This window comes from Actinoplanes sp. CA-030573 (assembly GCF_050951115.1).
Taxonomy (GTDB): domain Bacteria; phylum Actinomycetota; class Actinomycetes; order Mycobacteriales; family Micromonosporaceae; genus Actinoplanes.
Genome location: NZ_CP192038.1, coordinates 3050715 through 3070877, shown reverse-complemented (window position 1 = coordinate 3070877; position 20163 = coordinate 3050715). Strand labels below are relative to the sequence as shown.

At 67.1% G+C, this 20163-nt stretch carries 20 protein-coding genes; 2 read left to right on the top strand and 18 right to left on the bottom strand.

Features of this window, described 5'->3' with window-relative positions; translation table 11 throughout:
* Positions 1–369 precede the first annotated feature (369 nt).
* The 14 genes from ACQP2F_RS14290 to ACQP2F_RS14225 are packed head-to-tail and all read right to left on the bottom strand — an operon-like array spanning position 370 to position 13447.
* Positions 370–1224, bottom strand: coding sequence for an SMP-30/gluconolactonase/LRE family protein (locus ACQP2F_RS14290; protein ID WP_433304216.1), 855 nt, complete (start codon positions 1222–1224; stop codon positions 370–372).
* Positions 1221–1835: a bifunctional 4-hydroxy-2-oxoglutarate aldolase/2-dehydro-3-deoxy-phosphogluconate aldolase gene (locus ACQP2F_RS14285; RefSeq protein ID WP_433304214.1), complete on the bottom strand. Its 615-nt coding sequence runs from the start codon at positions 1833–1835 to the stop codon at positions 1221–1223. Before ACQP2F_RS14285 ends, ACQP2F_RS14290 begins: the two co-directional genes overlap by 4 nt.
* Positions 1825–2769, bottom strand: coding sequence for a sugar kinase (locus ACQP2F_RS14280; protein ID WP_433304211.1), 945 nt, complete (start codon positions 2767–2769; stop codon positions 1825–1827). Before ACQP2F_RS14280 ends, ACQP2F_RS14285 begins: the two co-directional genes overlap by 11 nt.
* The gene (locus tag ACQP2F_RS14275; protein ID WP_433304210.1) at positions 2766–3941 is read right to left on the bottom strand and encodes a mandelate racemase/muconate lactonizing enzyme family protein; all 1176 of its coding nucleotides are present in this window, start codon (positions 3939–3941) and stop codon (positions 2766–2768) included. Before ACQP2F_RS14275 ends, ACQP2F_RS14280 begins: the two co-directional genes overlap by 4 nt.
* On the bottom strand, positions 3938–4684 hold the full coding sequence (locus ACQP2F_RS14270; protein ID WP_433304208.1) for a PIG-L deacetylase family protein: 747 nt from the start codon (positions 4682–4684) through the stop codon (positions 3938–3940). Before ACQP2F_RS14270 ends, ACQP2F_RS14275 begins: the two co-directional genes overlap by 4 nt.
* Positions 4681–5445 (bottom strand): SDR family NAD(P)-dependent oxidoreductase, encoded by a 765-nt coding sequence (locus ACQP2F_RS14265; protein WP_433304206.1) that lies wholly within the window; start codon positions 5443–5445, stop codon positions 4681–4683. The genes ACQP2F_RS14270 and ACQP2F_RS14265 overlap by 4 nt, the downstream gene beginning before the upstream one ends.
* On the bottom strand, positions 5438–6442 hold the full coding sequence (locus tag ACQP2F_RS14260; protein ID WP_433304204.1) for a dihydrodipicolinate synthase family protein: 1005 nt from the start codon (positions 6440–6442) through the stop codon (positions 5438–5440). The genes ACQP2F_RS14265 and ACQP2F_RS14260 overlap by 8 nt, the downstream gene beginning before the upstream one ends.
* Positions 6439–7305, bottom strand: a complete 867-nt coding sequence (locus ACQP2F_RS14255; protein WP_433304203.1) for an amidohydrolase family protein — start codon at positions 7303–7305, stop codon at positions 6439–6441. Before ACQP2F_RS14255 ends, ACQP2F_RS14260 begins: the two co-directional genes overlap by 4 nt.
* Positions 7302–8063 carry an IclR family transcriptional regulator gene (locus ACQP2F_RS14250; protein WP_433304201.1) on the bottom strand — a complete coding sequence of 254 codons (762 nt, stop codon included), beginning with the start codon at positions 8061–8063 and terminating at the stop codon, positions 7302–7304. The genes ACQP2F_RS14255 and ACQP2F_RS14250 overlap by 4 nt, the downstream gene beginning before the upstream one ends.
* The gene (locus ACQP2F_RS14245) at positions 8060–9058 is read right to left on the bottom strand and encodes an ABC transporter ATP-binding protein (protein WP_433304199.1); all 999 of its coding nucleotides are present in this window, start codon (positions 9056–9058) and stop codon (positions 8060–8062) included. Before ACQP2F_RS14245 ends, ACQP2F_RS14250 begins: the two co-directional genes overlap by 4 nt.
* Positions 9051–10043 carry an ABC transporter ATP-binding protein gene (locus ACQP2F_RS14240; RefSeq protein WP_433304197.1) on the bottom strand — a complete coding sequence of 331 codons (993 nt, stop codon included), beginning with the start codon at positions 10041–10043 and terminating at the stop codon, positions 9051–9053. Before ACQP2F_RS14240 ends, ACQP2F_RS14245 begins: the two co-directional genes overlap by 8 nt.
* The gene (locus tag ACQP2F_RS14235; RefSeq protein ID WP_433304195.1) at positions 10040–10891 is read right to left on the bottom strand and encodes an ABC transporter permease; all 852 of its coding nucleotides are present in this window, start codon (positions 10889–10891) and stop codon (positions 10040–10042) included. The genes ACQP2F_RS14240 and ACQP2F_RS14235 overlap by 4 nt, the downstream gene beginning before the upstream one ends.
* A gap of 10 nt (positions 10892–10901) precedes the next feature.
* Positions 10902–11855 carry an ABC transporter permease gene (locus ACQP2F_RS14230; protein WP_433304193.1) on the bottom strand — a complete coding sequence of 318 codons (954 nt, stop codon included), beginning with the start codon at positions 11853–11855 and terminating at the stop codon, positions 10902–10904.
* A 56-nt stretch (positions 11856–11911) separates the two neighbouring features.
* Positions 11912–13447, bottom strand: coding sequence for an ABC transporter substrate-binding protein (locus ACQP2F_RS14225; protein WP_433304191.1), 1536 nt, complete (start codon positions 13445–13447; stop codon positions 11912–11914).
* Positions 13448–13748: 301 nt separating this feature from the next.
* Between ACQP2F_RS14225 and ACQP2F_RS14220 the strand changes: the two genes are divergently transcribed.
* Both ACQP2F_RS14220 and ACQP2F_RS14215 read left to right on the top strand, forming a co-directional pair.
* Positions 13749–13892 (top strand): hypothetical protein, encoded by a 144-nt coding sequence (locus tag ACQP2F_RS14220; RefSeq protein WP_433304190.1) that lies wholly within the window; start codon positions 13749–13751, stop codon positions 13890–13892.
* A 170-nt stretch (positions 13893–14062) separates the two neighbouring features.
* Positions 14063–15658: a hypothetical protein gene (locus tag ACQP2F_RS14215; RefSeq protein WP_433304188.1), complete on the top strand. Its 1596-nt coding sequence runs from the start codon at positions 14063–14065 to the stop codon at positions 15656–15658.
* A 1144-nt stretch (positions 15659–16802) separates the two neighbouring features.
* Here ACQP2F_RS14215 and ACQP2F_RS14210 read toward each other — a convergent pair.
* From ACQP2F_RS14210 to ACQP2F_RS14195, 4 genes are all read right to left on the bottom strand, one after another.
* Entirely contained in the window at positions 16803–17627 is an 825-nt protein-coding gene (locus tag ACQP2F_RS14210; protein WP_433304186.1) for a hypothetical protein, read from the bottom strand.
* Positions 17624–18154, bottom strand: a complete 531-nt coding sequence (locus tag ACQP2F_RS14205; RefSeq protein ID WP_433304184.1) for an RNA polymerase sigma factor — start codon at positions 18152–18154, stop codon at positions 17624–17626. Before ACQP2F_RS14205 ends, ACQP2F_RS14210 begins: the two co-directional genes overlap by 4 nt.
* 270 nt (positions 18155–18424) lie before the next feature.
* The gene (locus ACQP2F_RS14200) at positions 18425–18856 is read right to left on the bottom strand and encodes a hypothetical protein (protein ID WP_433304182.1); all 432 of its coding nucleotides are present in this window, start codon (positions 18854–18856) and stop codon (positions 18425–18427) included.
* A 242-nt stretch (positions 18857–19098) separates the two neighbouring features.
* Entirely contained in the window at positions 19099–19575 is a 477-nt protein-coding gene (locus tag ACQP2F_RS14195) for a replication-relaxation family protein (protein WP_433304180.1), read from the bottom strand.
* Positions 19576–20163: the final 588 nt, after the last annotated feature.

The following is a 20163-nucleotide window of genomic DNA, read 5'->3' as shown; positions in this document are numbered from 1 at the left end:
GTTGTTATCGATGTAGGTCTCGAACAACGCATCGCCGCGACGCTCCAGCAGCGCCATGCAGTCCTCGCGCTACCGGTCGACGCCCAGCTCTTGTCCCGTCCGGTCAAGGCTGATTCTTAGGTAAACGGCCGCTCTCATAGGGGATTGGCGTGCGGCACTAGCGGCATCAGTAGTGCCACGTCGCGGACATCGAATTCATCCGATTGAGTGCCCGTGTCGTCCTCGCGGCAACCGAACGGCAGCGCGGCGCTTCCTCTTCGGCCCGGCCAGGGGCCTGTCGCTTCGCGTCACGTCCGAAAAGTGGGCAGGGCGAGGTCACGGGGGGCGTTGGCATGTCGCACCGGTCATGCCGTCTTCCGGGTAGCCGCCTCAAATTGCAGATTGGGGAAGCGGGTGACCGTTGATGCCCGGCTTTGCGACGAAGAGCGCTCCAGCCGCCTTGTCCGGATCGGTCATCTCGAACCGTGACGTGGTGATGTATAGGTCGGTGAGGTCGTTTCCGCCGAACGCGCACGCGGTGACGCGGGGGGTCGGTAGCGGCAGTACCTCGTCAAGTCGGCCGTCTGAGGTGTATCGGTGAACCGCTGCACCGTCCCACAGGGCCACCCATAGCCCGCCGTCCGCATCGATCGTTATGCCGTCCGGGGTGCCGAGCGCGGGATCAATGGCGACGACGGTGCGACGCTCGATGAATGTGCCGTCGTCCGGGTCCAGCGTGAACGCGTCGATGCTGTGCACGGCGCTGTCGACGTAGTAGACGGTCGTGCCGTCCCGGCTCCAGACGAGTCCGTTAGAGACGGTGACGCCGTCGAGAACCACTCGGGCGCTACCGTCGGGGTCAAGCCGATGGATGCGGCCGGCCCCGGGAGTGGCGTCGTATGCCATCGTGCCGCAGTGGAAGCGGCCCTGCGGGTCGCAGCCACCGTCGTTCATGCGGATGCGGCGGTGGTGCCACAGCGGCGTGAGTTCGTGAACTTCGTCGAGGTTCGCGTCAGCGGTGGCGAATCCCCGCTCGACTGCCATGACGACGCCGCCGGCAGCACGCGGGCGCCAGGCCGCGAGGACTGAGGACATGTGCCGGCGCTCAACGCTGCCGTTGACTGACAGGCTCAGGAGGTCTCCGGACAACATGTCGACCCAGCGCAGCGTGGCGTGGGCAGGATCCCAGCCGGGTCCCTCGCCGTGGTAGGCGATTGCGTCGGTGATCTGAACGACGTCGATCACGACTGCAGCTCGGCGAGGGTTCGGCGGACTACGTCGGGTTCGCTGCGAGACAGGTCGCCGCCGAGGCCGACCGCTCGTGCACCGGCCGCCAACCAGTCGGGCGCGCTGGTCAGTGTTACTCCGCCAGTCGGCACGCAGGGCAGGTCGGGCAGGGCGCTGAGCAGGTCACGCAGTACGGCTGGTCGCCATGCGGAGGCCGGGTAGATCTTCACCGCCGTGGCCCCGGCGTGCATCGCTTGCACCATTTCCGTCGCGGTGGCGCATCCGGGAATCGCGGCCAGCCCGGCGGCGCGGGCGGCGGCGACAACGCGCGGGTCGAAGACCGGCGACAGCACGAATTTGGCGCCGATCTCGGCCGCGCGATGCACTGACGCCACGTCCAGCACGGTGCCGGCGCCCAGGACGACATCGTTTCGAGCGGCGGTGTCCCCGATGAGTTCGGCGAGCACCTGCATCGCCTGAGGGGTGGTCAGGGACACCTCAAGCAGGCGAGCGCCCAACCGGAGAAGGCGGCGGGCGGACTGGCGGGCTTCGGACGCGTCGGTGGCGCGGACGATGGCCACGACACGGTGGGCCGCAAGGGCGGCCGCGACTGCGGCATCATCGGTCAACGTCGCCTCCGGCGGAGTGCAGAATCATTTCGGTCTCTCGGGCCGTCGGCAGGCCGTCCAGGTCGGTGGCGGTGCTGACCACCAGGGACGCCACGGCGGCGCCGGCTTTGAGCGCATCACGCAATGGTTGTCCGTGCAGCTGCGCCGACATGAATCCGGCGTCGAATGCGTCGCCGGCACCGACGGGGTCGATGGTGGGTACCGCCCGTGCCGGCACGTCGATCGTGATGCCGCCTTTGGTGATGGCGGTTGCTCCCCGAGCACCGCGTTTGACGACGACGGTGTGCGTGCGGTCGCTGAGAAGCTGTCCGGGTTCGGCGATGCCCAGCTGAGCCAGTTCGCTGTCGCCGACCAGTATGGTGTCGATGCGGTCGCGCAGGCGGCGCAGGTCGTCGCTCCATCGGGCGGCTGGTGCGAGCCGCAGTCGTACGTTGGGATCGTAGAGGACCGGCACCGCAGCACCTCCGGCGAGATTCAGCAGCCGATCGGTGAACGCGGCGGTCTGCGGTGTCAGTGCGGCGGTGATGCCGGAGACGAATACGGCGCTCGCGTGACGGACAACGTCGTCGTCGAGGTCTTCGGCCGAGAGCGCTGAGCCCGCGCTGCCGCGCCGGTGGTAGTTGACGGTAAGCGGCCGACCGGCGACGCAGTCGCGCACGATGAGCCCTGTGGGTCGTTCGGGGTCGGTGCGCAGGTGCGATACATCGACTCCCTCACCCCTCAAGGTGTCGCGGATCCAATCGCCGGCCGCATCGTCGCCGACCCGTCCGCAGAAAACGACGTTGTGGCCGAGCCGTGCCAGTGCAACGGCGACGTTGCTTTCCGCTCCGGCGACACCGCGGCGCAGGCGCTGGGCGCGGCGCAGCGGGGTTCCCGGCTCGGCGAGCAGGAGGCCGCACACCTCGCCGGCTGTCAACACGTATCCGTTGGTCATCCGGCAACCTGATGTGTGGCGATGAAGTCGGGGTCGATCGTGACACCGAGACCAATGCCGTCGGGCACTCCCACGGTGCCGTCGGGGTGCAGGGCGAGCCGGTCGGTCACCACTCCAGCGCTCAGAGTGCTTTGCGCGACGTTGAACTCGACCCAGCGCGCCTCGGGAAGGGTTGCCAGGTAGTGCAAGCTGTACGCGTGCAGAAGGTCGGTCAGCCAGGAGTGGGTGACGATCTCCCGTCCTGCGGTGGCTGCGTCGCTGGGCAGCGCGGCGGCTACGGTGAGTCCGCCACATCTGGACAGGTCCGGCTGCAGGACATCAACGGAACCCTCGCTGACCAGCCGGCGGAAGTCCCATATCGTCGCGTGTTGTTCACCGGCGGCTACCCGAAGCCACGGGAAGTCGCGTTTCGCGGCCGCGTACAAGTCCGGCTGCTCGGGATGGGCGAAGTCCTCGACCCAGTACGGCTGGACCTCCTGCAGCGTCGTCAACATCGCCCACGTCTGCGCCAGTGTACGGGCGCGGGGCCTGCCGTCGTCCTCGATGTACCAGCCGGGGTCGACCATGAGGGTTCGATCCGGGCCCAACGACTCAAGGATGGCGGCCAGGTTCTCCCGGTCGCGGCCGGTATCGACGCCGAAGCCTCCCCACCCGAACTTGACGCCGCGGAACCCCAGGTCCGCGTAGCGCCGTACGGCAGCCGCGTTGGCCTCAGGATCGGCTCGGAACAACGTCGACGCGTAGGCGGGCAGCCGGTCGCGCCGACGCCCGCCCAACACGTCTGCGAGCCCCTTGCCGGCTGCCTGCGCGCGGATCGCCCACAGGCAGTTGTCCACCGCGGAGATGCAGTGCATGGCCACGCCGCGGCGGCCGTAGTATGCGGTTGCCACATACAGCTCGTCCCAAATCTGTTCGACCTCCAGCGGATCGCGGCCGATGAGCTGTTCGCCGATCGTCCGGAACCCTAGAGCCCCCATACCCTGACCGCTGATCACCCGCGCGGCGACCGGGCCGAGGGTCTCGACATCGGACCAGGCTTCCAGGCCTTCGTCGGTGCGCACCCGGATCAGCAGCAGCCAGTCTCCCTGGTCCGTGGCCTCGTGGTCGCCGGCGTGCGCGCCGTAACACTCATCGCCACGCAGGAGCACGGGGGCCACTTCGGTGATCTTCATGAGGTGAACTCCTCGTGTACGGCTGGCAGCGCGCCCGGCAGGTCGTACGGCCAAGGGATACGCCGTTCAGCCAGGCAGGGGCGGAAGGCTTCGACATAGTCGGTCATCAGCCGGGCGCCCAGACGTTTCTCTTCGTCGGCCATCTCATCGGCGTAGTCGTGCCCGCGCATACGGCGCATGACGTCCATCTGACTGCGGTGCAGCCGGATAAGCTCCGTCTTGACCTCCCGGTGCCGCGCGGCGAGCTCCACGAAGTGGGTCGGTTCGAAGTCGTAACCTTCGCCGGGGTGCGTGTAATACAGGCGAGGGACGCTCGGCAGGGCGGGCGTGTGTGGCTCGATGGACGCGATCGTGGTGAACAGGGCGGCATCCGTGACCGCTGAGGCGGTGACGACGTGATCGCTGTTGTAGTCACGGACCCAGTGGGTGAATACCAGCTCGGCCCGCAATTCGCGCAACGTGACCACCAGTTCCCGGCGCAGGTCGGAGTCTTCGGCGAGGAAGCCGTCCTCTCGCTGCAGGCACCGGTAGGACGCGCCGAAGGCGTCGCCGACGGCGCGCATCTCTTCGTCGCGGATGGCGGCGGCAGTGTCGTGGTCGATTCCCGGATCGAAAGCCAGCCCCTTGTCGCCGCGCGTCACGCAGACAAAGGCGATGCTGTGGCCGGCTTCGCGCATCCGCAGAAGCGTGCCGAGACACCGCATCTCATCGTCCTGGTGAGCGAAAACGCAGACAACGTTCATGCCGACTCCTCCGGCAGACGTGCCAGCGATACATCCAACGCGCCGTCGACGGTCAGGAACGCTCCGGAGATGTAGCCGGCGCGAGCGGAGGACACGAACGCGACCGCGTCCGCGATGTCGTCGGGCGTCCCAAGGCGTCGCAGCGGCAGCTTGCCGCCGACCCGTATCAACAGTTCACGACCGTAGAGGGTCTCTTCACCGCCGGTGTGGATCCAGCCCGGTACCACCGCGTTGACCCGGATGCCGCGGCCGGCCCACTCGTGCGCCAAGGTCCGCACGACCTGTGCCAGTGCGCCGTGGGCGGCGTTGTAGCCCAGGCAGCCGGCGAAGGCCCGGCTAGCATGCAGCGACCCGATGACGGTGAGCGCACTGCCGTCCGCCAGGTGACCGGCTGTGAGTAACGTCTGGAACAAGGTGAATGCGGCGATGGGACCGACCCGCAGGCTCAGTTCGAGGCTGTCCGACGACAGCCGGTCGGCCGGTGTGTGCTCCTCGTAGGCCAAGGCGTGCACGACGGCGGTCACCACACCGGCAGCTGCGGCCTGGGCTGCCACCGTTTGCGCGAAGTCGGCCGCGCCGGCGTCGGCCCGGATGGCGCGAGCACGGTGCCCGTCGCCGGTAATGGCTGCGGCGGTGGTCTCCGCCCGGCCCAGATCGCGATCGACACACAGCACGAGATCGCCGGAGGCGGCCAACCGGCGGGCGCAGCAGGCGCCAATGTCACCGCCGGCTCCGGTGACCACGGCGAAACGGTTACTCACCGTCGACCACCTCGCGCAACAATGCCATGAGCCGTTCGATCTCCTCGCGGGTCTGGTCGTCGATGCCATCGGCCAGCGGGCCACGCATCGCTGCCGAGGTGAAAACGCCCTGCTTGACCAGAAGGTGTTTCTCGATGGCGATGAAGCTGTCCAGGCTTGTCTGCAGCGACACCATCAGCGCCAGCGGGCCGGCGATGCGGTAGGCTCGGGCATAGTCGTTGTCCTCCAGCGCCTTCCACAGCGCGGACAGTGCCCACACCAGGTCACCAGCGGGCATGGTGCCTACGACTCCGCGCCGGTAGCTATCGATGAGGTACAGCCCGCCCGTGCCTTCGAAGACACGCGCGCGGCCACCCGTCGCGTCCATCAGCCGGGTCAGCCGGGGGCCGATGGGTGGCGCCTCGGGCTTGAACATCACCCTGTCGCCCAGCTGTGCGTGCAGCCGTGCCTGCATGTCGATGCTGAGCGGGGTGCCGACATACCCGCTGGCGTCCTGGACGATCAGCGGTATGTCGACCTGGCCGGCGAGCGTGAGGAAGTATCGTTCCAGCTCATCATCGACGGCTCGGACCAATCCTGGCGGGGTGGCCATGATGGCGTCGGCACCGACGGCCTGAGCGTGGCGGGCGTGGCGAACGGCCACTTCCACCGACTCGGCGCCGACGCTGATGACGCTGGCGCCGCGTCCGTTCGCCAGCTTGCAGGTCAGTGCGGCGACCTCATCGCGCTCCTCGGAGGACAGCCGTAGCACCTCGCTGACCATCGCGAAGACCACCCCGTCGGCGCCGTTGGCGAACAGCCAGTCGAACTGCGCGCTCATCGCTTCATGATCGATGCGCCCGGCGCCGTCGAAGGGCGTTTGGAACACGGTCAGGACGCCCGCGACGGGGGGACGTTCGTCGAGGGAGCTGGAGCTGTCCTCGCCCCGCGGGGCGGGAACGGCCTGCCGGTCGATTCGAGTGTTCACAAGTCCCCCAGTTCGCTGGTTGAAGGTCATTTGACCGCTACCGTCGGACGGTCGATGCCCAGCAGGGACAACGCGTCCCTGCTGCAGATGTCGTCGACGTGGTTGTCACTGATATCGGCGATCCCCAGTGACCGGCACAGCGCGGCGGCGCGGCGCAAGCCGGCGACGGTCTGCTCGACCGTGGAGAACGGGAAGTCGCTGCCGAACAGCACCCTGTCGAGGACGCGGTATTCGGCCGCGGCGGCCAGCGCCTGCGCGAGCTGCCATGGCCGGGTGTCCATGGCGGAGACGTCGACATAGAAATGCTCGTGGCGGCGGATCACGCTGGCCGTCTCGGCCATCCACGGGTGCCCGAAGTGCGCGATCCACATGCGCAGCTTCGGGAATCGGCGCGCGACCAGGTCCAGTTGCACCGGGCGGGCGTACTCGGCGACGGCCGCCCGGGTGAACGTAGTGCCCTGATGCCAGATCACGGGCAGCTCGTAGTGGTTGGCCACCTCGAGCAGGTCCAGGCATTGTTTGCTGTGCGGGTGGAAGTGCTGGTAGGTGGGCCCCAGCTTCAGTCCCCGCAACCCCAGTTTCTCAACGGCGTCGGCGAGCCGATACGACGCGTCAGGGCGGGTCGGATTCACGCTGGCGAAGCCGATCAGCTGTGGCCGACCGGCCACCGCGGCGGCCACGTAGTCGTTGGGCACGACCACACCGACCGGTTCGGCGTCGAAGGCGAGTACGATAGAGGTGTCCGCGGCAGCCGCGGCTGCGGCGTGTTGCTCCACGGTGACATCCCAGGACACCCGGCCCCAAGCACGGATCTCGTCCTCGGCCAACGGGCCGCGGACGTGCGTTCCGTGCCGGCCGAGATGGGTATGCACGTCGACCCTGACCCGGCTCACCGCATACCTCCTGTCTCAGCGCCGATCCGGCGTGCCACTCTGGTCAGTGCAGCAGTCAACTCATCCAGGCGTTTGTCGATGCGCCCAGTCGGTCCGCTGACGCTCAGGGCGTGCGAATACCGGCCGTGCTCATCGCACAACGCCACTCCGACACATTTGAGGCCCACCTCGGACTCCTCGTCGTCGAGGGCGTAGCCCTGCCGGCGGACGGCGGCGAGGTCGGCAAGAATCTCCTCGGCATTCATCCGGGTGTGTTCGGTCCGGTGGACCGGCGGATGCCGGCGCAGCAGGTCGCGGACCTGACTGTCCGGCAGATGCGCGAGGATGGCTTTGCCCAGGCTGGAGACGAACCAGTCGTCGCGATCGCCGATGCTCGCTCCCCGTCGGAACGACCTGCCACTTTCCAGCGCCTCGATGACGACTACCTCGCCGCCCTGGTGCACCGCCAGATTGACGGTCTCGTCGAACTGTTCCAAGAGCTCCCGCATATAGGGCAGGACGCGGCCCCGCAGCGGACGCGCTTCGCGGGCTGCGTGCCCGATCGCGACCAGGCGAAGGCCGAGCGTGTACGCCCGGGTGTTCTCGTCGCGCTCAAGCCAGCCGTGTTTGACCAGCTGCCGCAGGTAGCGGGTGGCGGTCGATGGATCGATGCCGCAGGCGGCCGACACCTCCGACAAGGTTTGAGTAGGGGCCTGCAGGAAGGATTCGACCACGGCGATCAGGCGGTCGCTGGCTCTCACAGGTGGGGTGGCGCTCATGCACGAACTCCGGGGTAGTGGCAGGCGACCAAGGTCGCGGCTTCGGACGGGCGAGCCAGCGTCGGCTCCTCCGCGGCGCACCGGTCGCGCTCGCGTCCCACGGGGCAACGCGGCTGGAAGCGGCAGGCGTGCGGGGAAGCGATGACCGCGGCATCCTCCGACCATACGGTCCGGCCCGTGCGGGCCTGCTGCCGGACAGGATCAGCGACCGGCACGGCGTCGAGCAGCATGCGCGTGTAGGGGTGCTGCGGATCGGTGAAGAGGTTCTCACGATGCGCGGCCTCGACGATGCGTCCCCGATACATGACGCCGATCTCCTGCGACATGTATCGCACCACGCCCAGATCGTGGGAGATGAACAGGTAGGTGAGCCCGAGTTCCACCTGCAGCCGCGACAACAGGTTGAGGATCTGCGCCCGAACCGAGACGTCCAGTGCGCTGACCGCTTCGTCCAGGACGACGAACTCCGGGCGCAGCGCCAGCGCACGGGCGATGGCGACGCGCTGCGCTTGACCACCAGACAGCTCCCGCGGCCGCCGCCGGCCCATGGCGGCCGGCATCTGCACCAGATCGAGCAGTTCGGCGACACGCGCCGCCCTCTGCCGGGCGGTGCCCACTCCGTGCGCGCGAAGCGGCGCCGCAACGATGTCGGTTACGCATTCCCGCCGGTTCAGCGAGCCGTAGGGATCCTGGAAGACCACCTGCATACGGGACCGGAGCCGGCGCAGCTTCGCAGTGGACAACGCGGCGACGTCCTGGCCGTCGAAAAGGACCGTGCCCTGATCGGCCGGCTGCAGTCTGAGCACGCACCGTCCCAACGTGGACTTGCCGGATCCGGACTCACCGACTAGTCCGTAGGTCTGCCCGCGACGTACCGACAACGACACGTGGTCGACGGCGGTGAGGTGTCCGCCGCCTCGCGTGGGAAACGACTTGACGAGATCTTCGACGACCAGCAGTGGGGTCGCCTCGGGGACCTCAGACACGTCAGGCACCGGCCACCTCCTGCGCCAAACCGTCAGCCACGGGCTCATCCGCGCGGACGCAGCGCACCTGGCGGCCCCCGGCCCAGCTCAATTCGACCGGCTCAGCACACACGTCAATGGCCAGCGGACATCTGGTGCGGAAAGCGCATCCCGCATCGAGCTGATCCGGTAGCGGAGGGTTGCCGGCAATCGCCGGTATCACCGCCTCCAATCCAGTGGTCAGGTCGACGGTCGATGCGAGCAAGGCGCGCGTATACGGGTGACGAGGATTGCTGTACAGCTCATCAGTGGGCGCGTGTTCGACGATCTGCCCGGCGTACATCACAGCGATCTCGTCGCAGAACCCAGCCGCAAGGCCCAGGTCGTGGGTGATCAAGACGGAGGCCAGGCCTCGCTCATGACAGATCCGGTCGATGAGGTCCAAGACTCGCGCCTGCGTGGTGACATCCAGCGCGGTGGTCGGCTCGTCGCAAAGAAGAACGTCAGGTTCGCCGGCCAGCGCCATAGCAATCATGGCACGTTGCCGCATGCCCCCGGAAAATTCGTGCGGGTAGGCCGAAAGCCGGCCACCCGGATCAGGCACTCCCACGTCCGCCAGCAGATCGGCGGCGCGGCGTCGCGCATCAGCCATGCCGATCCGGGCGTGCAGCCGGACCGCCTCAACGATTTGGGCGCCGACGGTCATCAGCGGATTGAGCGAGGTACCCGGGTCCTGATAGATCATCGCGATGCGACGGCCGCGGACCTGGTCGAGTTCGCGGCGGCTCAACGCCAGCAGGTCGACCTCACCAAGCCGGGCACGGCCGCCGACCACTCGCACGGGCGGCCGGTGCAGACCCATCAACGCCAGTGCGGTCAGCGTCTTGCCCGACCCGGACTCGCCGACCACGCCGAGCCGGCGACTCGCACCAAGCGAGAAGCTGACGCCGCGCACCAGCGGCACGTCACCGACCGCGACACGCAGATCTTCCACCTCGAGAACAGGCGCGCTCATCGGACTCCTCGCCTCGTGGCACCGCCGAGACGATCGGCGGACAGGTTCAGCAGGAAAACGGTCACCACGATCGCCACGGCGGGCGCCGCCGCGTAGGTCGCAGAGTTGTAGAGGTACCCGTAGCCTTGCTGCAGCAGGACGCCCCATGACATATCCGGCGGCTGGACACCGAGGCCGACGAAACTCAGGCTTGCCTCCAGGATCATGGCACTGGCCGCGTTGATCACCGCTTGGCTGCTCAGCGCGGCGGTCGTGTTGGGCAGCACTTCCAGCAGCATCCGGCGCACCGGACCGGCCCCGTACGCCACAGCGGCTGCGTAGTAGTCCATGGACATCTCCTGCAGGACGACCGAGCGGGCCATCCGCGCGGACGTGGGAGCCAGTAGCAAGCCGGTGATGACGATCAGGGACGGCAGTGAGGCGCCGAACGCGGCCACACAGACCAGCGCGAACAGGATCTGGGGGACGGCCATGGCGATGTCCGCAGTCCGCATGAGCAGCTCGTCGACCCAGCCTCGGCGAGCCGCGGCGAGCGCGCCCCAGGCGGTACCGATCACGAAGGCGATGGCAACACTGCCGAACGCCACGGTCAGCGACAGCCGGCCGCCGGCCATCATGCGGACCAGCAAGTCACGGCCGATCTCGTCGGTGCCAAGCCAGTGCTGACCGCTGACGGGTGCGAAGGCGTTGGCCGGGTCGGTGGCGTTGGGGTCGATACCCAGCACGGCCGGTCCAGCGAAGCTGATGACAGCGATCGTCAGGACGGCGAGCAGGCTTGCGGGCACGGGGGGTACGCCCCGCTGGCGGCCGAGCAGTGACACGCCGCCCAGCGACACCGGCGGTGCCACCATCCACCGGCTAAGCACGAGTGCCTCGCAGACGCGGGTCGAGGCGCCAGATGAGCAGGTCGACAGCAAGCGAGACCAGGATGAATAGCGCGCTGATGAGCAGGACCACCGTCTGCAGGACGGCGTAGTCGCGCTGGAACGCCGACTCGACCGACAGCGACCCGAGGCCGGAGAAGCCGAACACATACTCCACGATTACACTTCCTCCGAGGGTGTATCCGACGATCAGGCCCAGCATGGTGAGGCTCGGCAATGCCGCATTACGCAACGCATGCCGGCCGATGACCTGTCGGTGCGGAACGCCTTTGCCTTCGGCCGTGCGGACGTAGGACGACGCCAGTGCGGTAATCAGTTCGGTGCGCAGATATCGCAGCACCAGAGGGGCTGCGGCCAACGCAAGCGCGACCGCGGGCATGACCATCGCCTTGAGGTTGGCGGCCGGGTTTTCGGTGAGCGGCACGTAGCCGCGGGAGGGCAACCAGCGCAGCGTCACACTGAACAGCAGGATGAGCAGGATTCCCGCCACGAACGGGGGCAGGGCCATGCCCACGGACGCGCCGGCGGTGATCAGCCGGTCGACCCAGCCACCAGGTTTGCGGGCGGCTACGACCGCGGCCGGAATCGCGCTCCCGACCGACAGAAGAACCGCCAGTAACGTCAATTCCAGCGTGGGCAGAATGCGGTCGGCGATAACGGCGGCGACGGTTCGCTGGTTGAAGTACGAGTCGCCGAAATCACCCCGCACCATGCCACAGATCCAGTCGATGTACTGGTTGAACAACGGGCGGTCCAGACCGGCTTCGGTCCTCAACCGGTCGAGCGCGGCCTGGTCGATGCCTTGGGCACCGCCCAGCCGGGCGATCACGGGATCGCCCGGCAGGGCCCGCAGGACCAGGAAAATTAGCAGCGACGCCCCGGCCAGCATGGTGATGCTGATCAGCACACGTCGGGCGACGAACGACACGTCGGTCCTCCTGGTCGAGATGTGGTCGGGAAACATGCTTCGGCAGGGCGAGGTCGTCAGCCGGCGAGGCCGGCCGTCTCCAGATGGATGTCACCCGCGGAGTCGACCCAGGCTCCTCGGACCTTCTTGTTCGTCGCGGTGGCCGTGACGAACTGCAGAGGCACGAAAATCGGGGCCTCCTTATTGACCAGCTCCTGCAGCTGGCCCCAGATTGCCTTGCGCGCGGTGTCGTCGGCCGTGGCCAACGCCTGGTTGTAGAGGTCATCGAACTGCTTGTTGTTCCAGTTGCACTCGCAGCGACCGGAAAGCGGGAACCGGAACTGGTTCTCAGCGCCGAAGGCGAACGACTGGAAGTTGGGTACGATTAGTCCGCCGAACTGCTTCCCGGCGGGGTAGAACTTCTCCGCCCAGGTCGCGATCTCGGTGTTCTCGATCTTCAGGTTGACACCGATATCCTTCAGGCTGGCCTGCAGGATCTGCCCCATCACCTTCCACTCGGGATACTGATTGGAAACGCCCCAATAGGTCAGTTCCTTGACGCCGGCCTCTTCAAACAGGGCCTTGGCCTTCTGCGGGTTGTAGGTGTAGTCGGTCAGATTGCCGGCGTAATTCGGGTCATTGGCGGGAAGCGGGTTGTTGGTGGTAGACACCACTCCTTGATCAAAGTAGGCAGCCTTCAAGATGGCCTTCTGATCGAACGCGTAGGCGAGCGCCTCACGAACCTTCGGATTGCTAAAGGGCGCGGTACGCGTGTCCACCTCGAGGCTGACGTACTGGCTGATCACCTTCGGCTTCAGGATGACGTTGCCCGCCTGCTCGAGGTTGCGGATGTCGGACAGCGGGACTGACCACAGGGCGTCGATGGCGCCCGAGCGCAAAGAGGTGACCGCCGCGGCGGCGTCGGCGGCTTTGACAAACTTGATGCCGTCGAGGGGGGGCGGCGTGCCGAAGTAGTCAGGGTTGCGTTCGAGCGTCAGGGTCTCGTTCGCCACGAACTCCTTGACCCGGAACGGTCCGGTCACCGCCGGCTTGGTGGCCATCGTGTCGAGGGCCGCCAGATCGATGATCTTGACTTGTTCGATCGACGAGGGGAACAGGGCGTTCGCAGTCTTGAGCGTGAACACAACGGTCGCCGGGCCGCTCGCCTCGACGTTGGTGATCGGTTCGACATTGTTCTTCAGCTGGGTGGCGGTCTTGTCGTCCTGGTAGTACCTGAAGGTCTTGACCACATCGTCGGCGGTCAAGGCCTTGCCGTTGGAGAACTTGACGCCCGGCCGCAGCTGGAACGTCCACACCTTAAGCGCGGCGTCGGACTTCCAGCTGGTTGCCAGGTCCGGCTCCAAGGCGTTGGACTCGCCGATCTTGACCAAACCGTTCCACAGCAAGGTGAACAGGTTCTGTTCGTAAGCGGTGCCCTTCAGCGCCGGGTTAATCTCCTTGACCGCCTGGGCGGCGGCGAGGGTCAGTACGCCGCCTTTGCCCGGCGCCGCCGACGCGGCGGGGCCCTGAGCCGGATCACTGTCATCCCCACACGCCACCAGACCGGCCGCGGTCACCAAAGCGACCGCGGCCAAGCAGAGCGTCCTTCTCATCGCTCAACTCCTTCAGTAAACGAGTTCCTGGTCGATTTCACTCAGCAAAACTTTATTGCGCTAGATGCAATCAGGACTGACTGTTGATCGTCAAGAGGCCAAACGTCTTGACTGCCCACCGCGCTCCCCGAGCACCGACCGTTCGGGGGTGAAGCCGGCTGCACTCCCTCCGGCCATCCGTGCCGGTGCCGATCAGCACCGACCCGGTCCGCCTTGGGCCAAAGGTTTGTGCGCCAGTGACTTTTTCGAACCTTAAATCACAAATACAGGGATTTTACCCTGGTAGCGGGTCGAGTTGGCCATGAAGATCGGCAACGCATCCGAGGGTGCGACCCGCACTGGCCGATCGCTGCAGACAGGAGCCGTTCGCGTCAAGACACCATCGGCGGTCACAAGCGATCCTCGGATCGACGACGGGCTGCTGGACGCCGGCAACACCGTCTGACCTGGACCTTGACATCTTTCGCCTCACAATAATTTCATCTGACGGCAATTAGTTTTACTCAGTGAAAACTGGAGATGCTACGACTCTTTCCTGAATCGGAGGACCCCGCAGTGGCCCTACACCATCCCCGATACCGCTTCGCCCGACCAGGCACCCGAGCCCTGTCGATCATGTTGATCGCCGCCGGCGCCACCACCGTCCCCGCGACGGCAGCCGCAGCTGCCGTGAGCGTCAGCGTCACCAGTTCAGGGACCTACTCGGGCGGGACATGGGGCGGCGCAGTCTGCAACGGCACGACCAACGACCGAGCGAAAATCCAGAGCTCGATCGATTACGTCGCAGCCAGCGGCGGTGGCACAGTCACCATTCCCGGTGGCACGGCAACGACTCCACGCGTTTGCCTGACCGGCGACCTGACGATCAAGAGCAACGTCACGCTCAACATCCAGACGAACGCCGTACTCAAGCAAAGTAACAACAGCGCTCACTACCTTCACGCCCCGAAGACGGGTCGGTTCTCGGGAGTCGTGCAGTACGACATTGCCGCCGACTCCAACTACCCGCTGATCGGCTCATTCGGAACGTCGAATGTGCGAATCGTGGGCGGCGGGAAGATTCAAATGGTGTATTCCGGCAACGACAACACAAGCTTCATCCTGCACAGCATCGGCTTCAACAAGGTGACGAATTTCGAGATCAGTAATATCGTCATCGACGGGGCCACGGCATACAACATCGCGATTCGCAATTCGGACGGCGGACTCCGCGCCGGCGCCAACTTCGGCAACATCAACAACGTCAGGGTCACGAACCCTCGAACGCAGAACAGCGACGGCGTCAGCGTCATGAACTCATCGAACCTCAAAATTCACGACAACAGCCTCACCACGCTGGACGACGGCATCTACGTCTGGGCTTCCTACCGCGACCCGCGCGGCGGAACATGGTGGGACAGCAACACCGCACGCCCTGTCCGCAATATCGAGATCTATAACAACGATGTCAACAACATCCGGAACGACGCAGGAACATTCGGCTTCGCGATCTTCGGCTGGACTTCTACCGCACCGGATGCATCGCAGACAGAGATCTCCAACATCAAAGTATACAACAACAAATTCCGGGCTCCGGACCCGATCGGCGCCATCCCGCAAGACATCTACCACAAAGACAATCTGAACCGTACGCCTACCAGAGACCTAACATTTGCAGGAAACCAACTCACCACCGTCACCGGCACCAACTACTTAGACCTGGGAGGCGTGCCTACCACCAACCTCGCCCGTGACGACACCGGTTACAACTTCGGCCAGCAGACCACTCTGGTGAACCGAGACTTCGATGGATCGGGAGCGCAGAACTCCACGCAGGTCAAAACGTCCTTCTGGTCGACTGAGGGCGACAGCGGGACAAGCAACACCAGCGTCGGGCAGCCCGGCGGCTACTACGGTTTCATCCGGGGAAACGCTTCCAGTACCTCGTATGCCGGCCTCTACCAAGGGGTATACCTGTCGCCCGGAACCTACACGTTCAGTGCGCGCGTTCAAACCAGCGGCGCCGCAGTGCGCATGTTTGCCATTCGCGCTTCCGACACCCAACAGGTTGGCTATAAAACAGTGACGAGTACGGCGTGGCAGACCGTATCGGTTCCGTTCTCTGTCACCACTACCGGCGTCTATCGGCTCGGCATCGACAGTTCGGCCCTTGGATCCTCGAGCAGCAACTACGGCCGCATCGACAGCACCGTCCTAACGAAGAACAGCTGACCCCCTTCTTTGGCGAGAGGAGCGCCGGACGCGCAGATTCTTGCGCGGCCGGCGCCTTGTGCCCTATGGACGAGCGCAGGCGGGTGAGGTGGCGGGGCAGGGTCCCGGCCCGGCCGTGCATCTGGCGCATGATGCGTCTGGTCCTGGTGTTGACGCCTTGGGTTCCGCCGTTGTGTTCGGGCGGGTTCCCCGCAGCATAGACGGCGTTACGGTCGAGCCCGATCCCGCAGGCAAAGTCGACAAACGCGGGAGATCGGCTTCTGACCGCAACGATCCATGCGGAGCAATGCTCGAAATCTGTGGATGAGTGTTGGGAGGCGTACCCTACCCTCCGGAGGAGTTCCAAGCCAGGATGGAGGGGAGCCCGTGCGCCAACGCGGGTGGGGAGGGTGCTCCCGTGTGTGGGGTAGTAAGCCCGGAAGACCGGACGCCAGCGATGGAAGCCGTGCTCGCCGCCCAAGACATCCGCGGGAGTACCGCCGCGGGTGCGTCGCTGGCGCAATGCCAGCAGAACGTCATGGCCGTGATTGCGAAGCTGAGCGACGCCACCGGGCGGCCGATGCAGACCTTCCATGTGCTCGACAGCGACTCGGCGGCCTTCGTCGCCGCGCTCGCCGCCGAGACTCGCCTCGACAGGTGGCAGACGTTCCCGCGAACCGGCCGCCCGTCCGCGGGCGCCCGGCGCAGAAGCGGTCGAAGCGCCGCTAAGGCTGGCAGAAAACTCAATAGCCCCCGCTCATCGACCGCTCGGCATCGGACCGGGCCCCGCCGCGGTGGCCAGAGTCCGGCCGTGTCGATGACCTTGCAGTACGCCTGGCGCCCCACTTGCACTACCGGGCCGCGGCCGGCGCGGGCGACGGCGGTCTCGTTGACGACCAAGACCCTCGTCCGGCCACCCGCCGCCCGGCAACCCCCGACCCCCTCGGCCTGTGGACAGACGGCAGATGCGGACAAACCTCCGCCCCAGCGCCGCGGTGTGCTGCGCGAGTTCGGCGCCAGCACTGCCCGCGCCCGGGCAGGTCCTGTGACAGGAGGTACAACTTGCACTTTCTAGCTCCGTCTAGCGCGTACTCGGATCAGAAGCGGTTACGCCCCCCCCCCCCCCCCCCCCCCCCGTGAGCATCCGCCGCACGCGGTTCCCGTCTCAGTCCTGGGGTGTCCAGGGGTCGGCGGGTAGGCATTGCTGGCCGGGTTCGCCGTAGATTATGGTGCCGTGGGGGTCGGTGTAGCAGTGCGGGAGCTGCCAGCCTTGGAAGTATGAGCGGCGGTCGATTTCGTGGCCGGCGGCGTCGTAGCTGACCAGTTCGGCGTTGGCGGTGACGGTGTCGTCGCGGGAGACCAGTCCGAACGCGCCGTTGTCGATGAGGGCCGTGGTGGTTTCGCCGTTGCCGTGTTCGAGGACCAGGCGGTTCACCCGGGGGCTGACCCGTCCGGTTATCGAAACCCAGCCGTGGTCTTCCTCCGAGGAGGTCCCGCCGAGGACCTGGATGGGTCCGGGTAGCCAGTCGCGATGCGGCCAGGCCTCTCCACCGACACCGGCCCCGTCCGGAGTAACACTGCATTCCATGTATCCGGTCGGGTTGAGAAACAGCACGCCCATGACTTCACCGCGCCGATAGGCCAGGGCGACGTCGGATGCTGAGACGGCCACGAACTTCGGCTGCGGCGCTCCGCCGGGTTGGTTGGGTTCCATGGATTTGAGGCAGGCGGACACCGCGTTGCGCAGCATCGGGTCCGACTGCGTGGTGCCCATCGCGACGACTTGGGTCGGGTCGGTTCGTCCCACCATGGCGACCACGGCGACCCCACCGATCACAGCGAGCACCGCCGTGGCCACGATCAGCAGCCGCCGCCGGTGCACCCGCGGGCGCGAGCCTCGGGCGGTGGCCAGCAGGTGTGTCCGGATGCGGGCGGCCCGAGCCGGCGGGAGGTCCCGCTCAGCGGGAGGCCGCTTGAGCAGATCATTCATCGAGATTCCTCCGCGAGGGTGAGTCCGGGCATGGTGGTGAGCCGGGCCCGGGCCCGGCTGACCCGGGATCGGATCGCGGCTTCGGTGACGCCGAGAACGGCGGCGGCCTGCGGGTAGCTGACGCCCGACCACACGCACAGCGCGAACGCTTCCCGTTCTGCGCGCGGCAGCCGCCGGGCGGCGGCCAAGACCCGCCTCATCGTGCGTTCGTCGTCTACCCGGCCGGCGACGTCATCGGCCGGATCCGGATCGTGACCGCCGGGTATGCGTCCCAGCAGCGCCTGCAGCCGACGGGCGGAACGCCACTCGGTGCGCACATGGTTACCGGCGACGACCAGCAGCCACGGCAACGCCGTCGCGTGAGTCAACTGTGCCGTGCCGCGCTTGCGCCACATGGTCAGAAACGTCGCCTGGGTGACGTCCTCTGCCACGCTCCACGAACCGCAGAGCCGGAACGCATGGTTGTAAACGGCGCGGGAGTGCCGGTCGAACAGCGTGCCGAAGGCAGCCTCGTCCCCCACAGCCACCGCGGCCCAAAGGTCCAAGTCAGTCGGCCCAGATTGCGTGATCACACCTTGTCATGGCCGGCAAGCCCGCCGCTGTTGCATCGAACCTTGCACACCTCACGATCATCGCAGGTCGACCCAATCCTAACGCCGAGCAAACCCCACAAGCGCGGCAGCCCGCACGCTGCCCGCGGGTCCAGCAGCCGGCCTGACTGCAGGGCAGCGGCCACCGCGGCCGGCCGCGGCAGCTCGGCGACGGTGCCCGGCGCGGCGAGCACCGCCCGTGCCTGGTCAGCGAGCAGCTGGTCGTGGCGCTCGCGTAGCACGAGCTCTCAGCTGCTTGCCGTCACCGTGCCCGTCGTCGACGGCGAGGACCTGTTCGGCCAGGGCCGGAGCTGTCGCGGTGAATGCGTCCACCTCGTAGGCGAGGCGCCGGTAGGCGGCCGCGGCGACCGGGTCACCGAGCCGCTCGGCCGGCACGACCCCGCGGTCGAGTTCGGCCAGCCGGGCCCTGCGGCGGGCGTTGTGGTCGGCCGCGAGGCGCGCTCGTACCAGTCGCTGGCGATTCTGGGTGGCGATGCGGTCGCCGAGCAGCTCGGCCGGGGTGCAGGTGGGCGGTTCGTCGTCCGGGTCGACCGGGGCGAGCCGCCGGTCTCGATGCGGGGCCGCGGCGTCTCGGTGCAGCCATACCCGCTCGGCGATCGCCGCCTGCGGGGCACGCACGTGGCCGCACGCAGCGATGACCAGACGTTCGGCCTCGCCCAGGTCTTGACCGGGCCGGCGTAGCCGCGGAATCGGTAGTCCAGGCCGCGGCCGCAGCGGGCCGCCGCGGCGGTTTTCGCCGCGGCCCGCACGAAGGTGGCCGCCCGCGCCGGCGTGGTGGTCAGCAGCAACGGCGGGCAGTGCGGCCACCGATCGGCCCACTCGCGGTCTTCGGCGTACGCCAGATACCGGCCGACCTTCTCCTACAGGTTGGCCTGGCTCATCGTGGCCAGGTCGACCTCGACGAACGCCTCCGTCTTCTCAACCGTGCTGCCGGCGGTTCCGACCACACGGCCAGGTCGGCGGACAGGATCGCGTCCGGCGACAACGTTACGTCGGCGCCCCGGTGCCGCCAGGTGTGCCAGCCGGCCCGGTCCGGCCACCAGATCGTCCCGGCCAGCCTGGCCGCCGGCACGTGCTCGAGCACGGCCAGCCACACCTCGGCGATCGCCGACGCTTGCGCGGCAACATGGCCGACGGGCGCTTGCCCTCGGCCGGGGCGCCCCGGCGACCAGCCGGACACCAAACGGGGTCAGCCACCACAATCGCAGCGACGAGCCGGAATCGCGGCCCGGCCGGGCGCACACCACCAGCCGGCCCTGCAACAGCCGATCGAGGCGGTAGGTGACCGTCCGCGCCGGCGCCGCGTTCAGCCGGGCCAACTGGCCGGAGGTCAGCACCGGCGCTGGTCGAGCAGCACCAGCAGCTCGTGAGAGGGGCCGCCGTCGATCTGCAGCCGGGTGACCAAGGACTGACGGGCCAATCTCTGTCACCCGCCTCACGCGCATGTGTGCACCACCGGCAGGAAGTGACTCTTGTCAGCCGCCCCGTTGCCACGCGATCCCGTCACCTCACGAAACCGGCCCTGAACTGCACTGGCAGACAGCTACACGGGCCTGGTCGGGTTGCCTTTCGCGGTCCACGGCAGACGGCAACCCCACCTAGTCTCCGACAGTACCGGTCACGGACTCTAATCCGGGCCGTAAACCGCGCCGAGCTCGTCGAGCTGCCAATGCGCCCGGGCCCGGCGACTGCGGCCGCCAGCCTGGCATCGTCAGTCACGGCCGCTTACGCAGCCGCCAACCCGCAGCGGGGTATTGCCACCCGCTCACCTGCGCCAACAAGCACACGGTTCTCGGTTTCACGACCTGATATGAGGCGGGGTAGCGAGGACAACACCAATACCCCGTCGGGCCAACACATTGCCCAACAAGGCGGTCATAGAGACGTTCACCCGAACCGGCCCCATGCCGCAAACACGACTGGCC

What these genes read in the sequence shown, in the direction of transcription:
- ACQP2F_RS14250 (WP_433304201.1), bottom strand. Translation starts at nt 8,063, where the DNA reads ATGAGCGCCACCCCACCTGTGAGAGCCAGCGACCGCCTGATCGCCGTG.
- ACQP2F_RS14225 (WP_433304191.1), bottom strand. Translation starts at nt 13,447, where the DNA reads ATGAGAAGGACGCTCTGCTTGGCCGCGGTCGCTTTGGTGACCGCGGCC.
- ACQP2F_RS14220 (WP_433304190.1), top strand. Translation starts at nt 13,749, where the DNA reads ATGAAGATCGGCAACGCATCCGAGGGTGCGACCCGCACTGGCCGATCG.
- ACQP2F_RS14275 (WP_433304210.1), bottom strand. Translation starts at nt 3,941, where the DNA reads ATGAAGATCACCGAAGTGGCCCCCGTGCTCCTGCGTGGCGATGAGTGT.
- ACQP2F_RS14270 (WP_433304208.1), bottom strand. Translation starts at nt 4,684, where the DNA reads ATGAACGTTGTCTGCGTTTTCGCTCACCAGGACGATGAGATGCGGTGT.
- ACQP2F_RS14240 (WP_433304197.1), bottom strand. Translation starts at nt 10,043, where the DNA reads ATGAGCGCGCCTGTTCTCGAGGTGGAAGATCTGCGTGTCGCGGTCGGT.
- ACQP2F_RS14215 (WP_433304188.1), top strand. Translation starts at nt 14,063, where the DNA reads ATGTTGATCGCCGCCGGCGCCACCACCGTCCCCGCGACGGCAGCCGCA.
- ACQP2F_RS14210 (WP_433304186.1), bottom strand. Translation starts at nt 17,627, where the DNA reads ATGAATGATCTGCTCAAGCGGCCTCCCGCTGAGCGGGACCTCCCGCCG.
- ACQP2F_RS14280 (WP_433304211.1), bottom strand. Translation starts at nt 2,769, where the DNA reads ATGACCAACGGATACGTGTTGACAGCCGGCGAGGTGTGCGGCCTCCTG.
- ACQP2F_RS14260 (WP_433304204.1), bottom strand. Translation starts at nt 6,442, where the DNA reads ATGACCTTCAACCAGCGAACTGGGGGACTTGTGAACACTCGAATCGAC.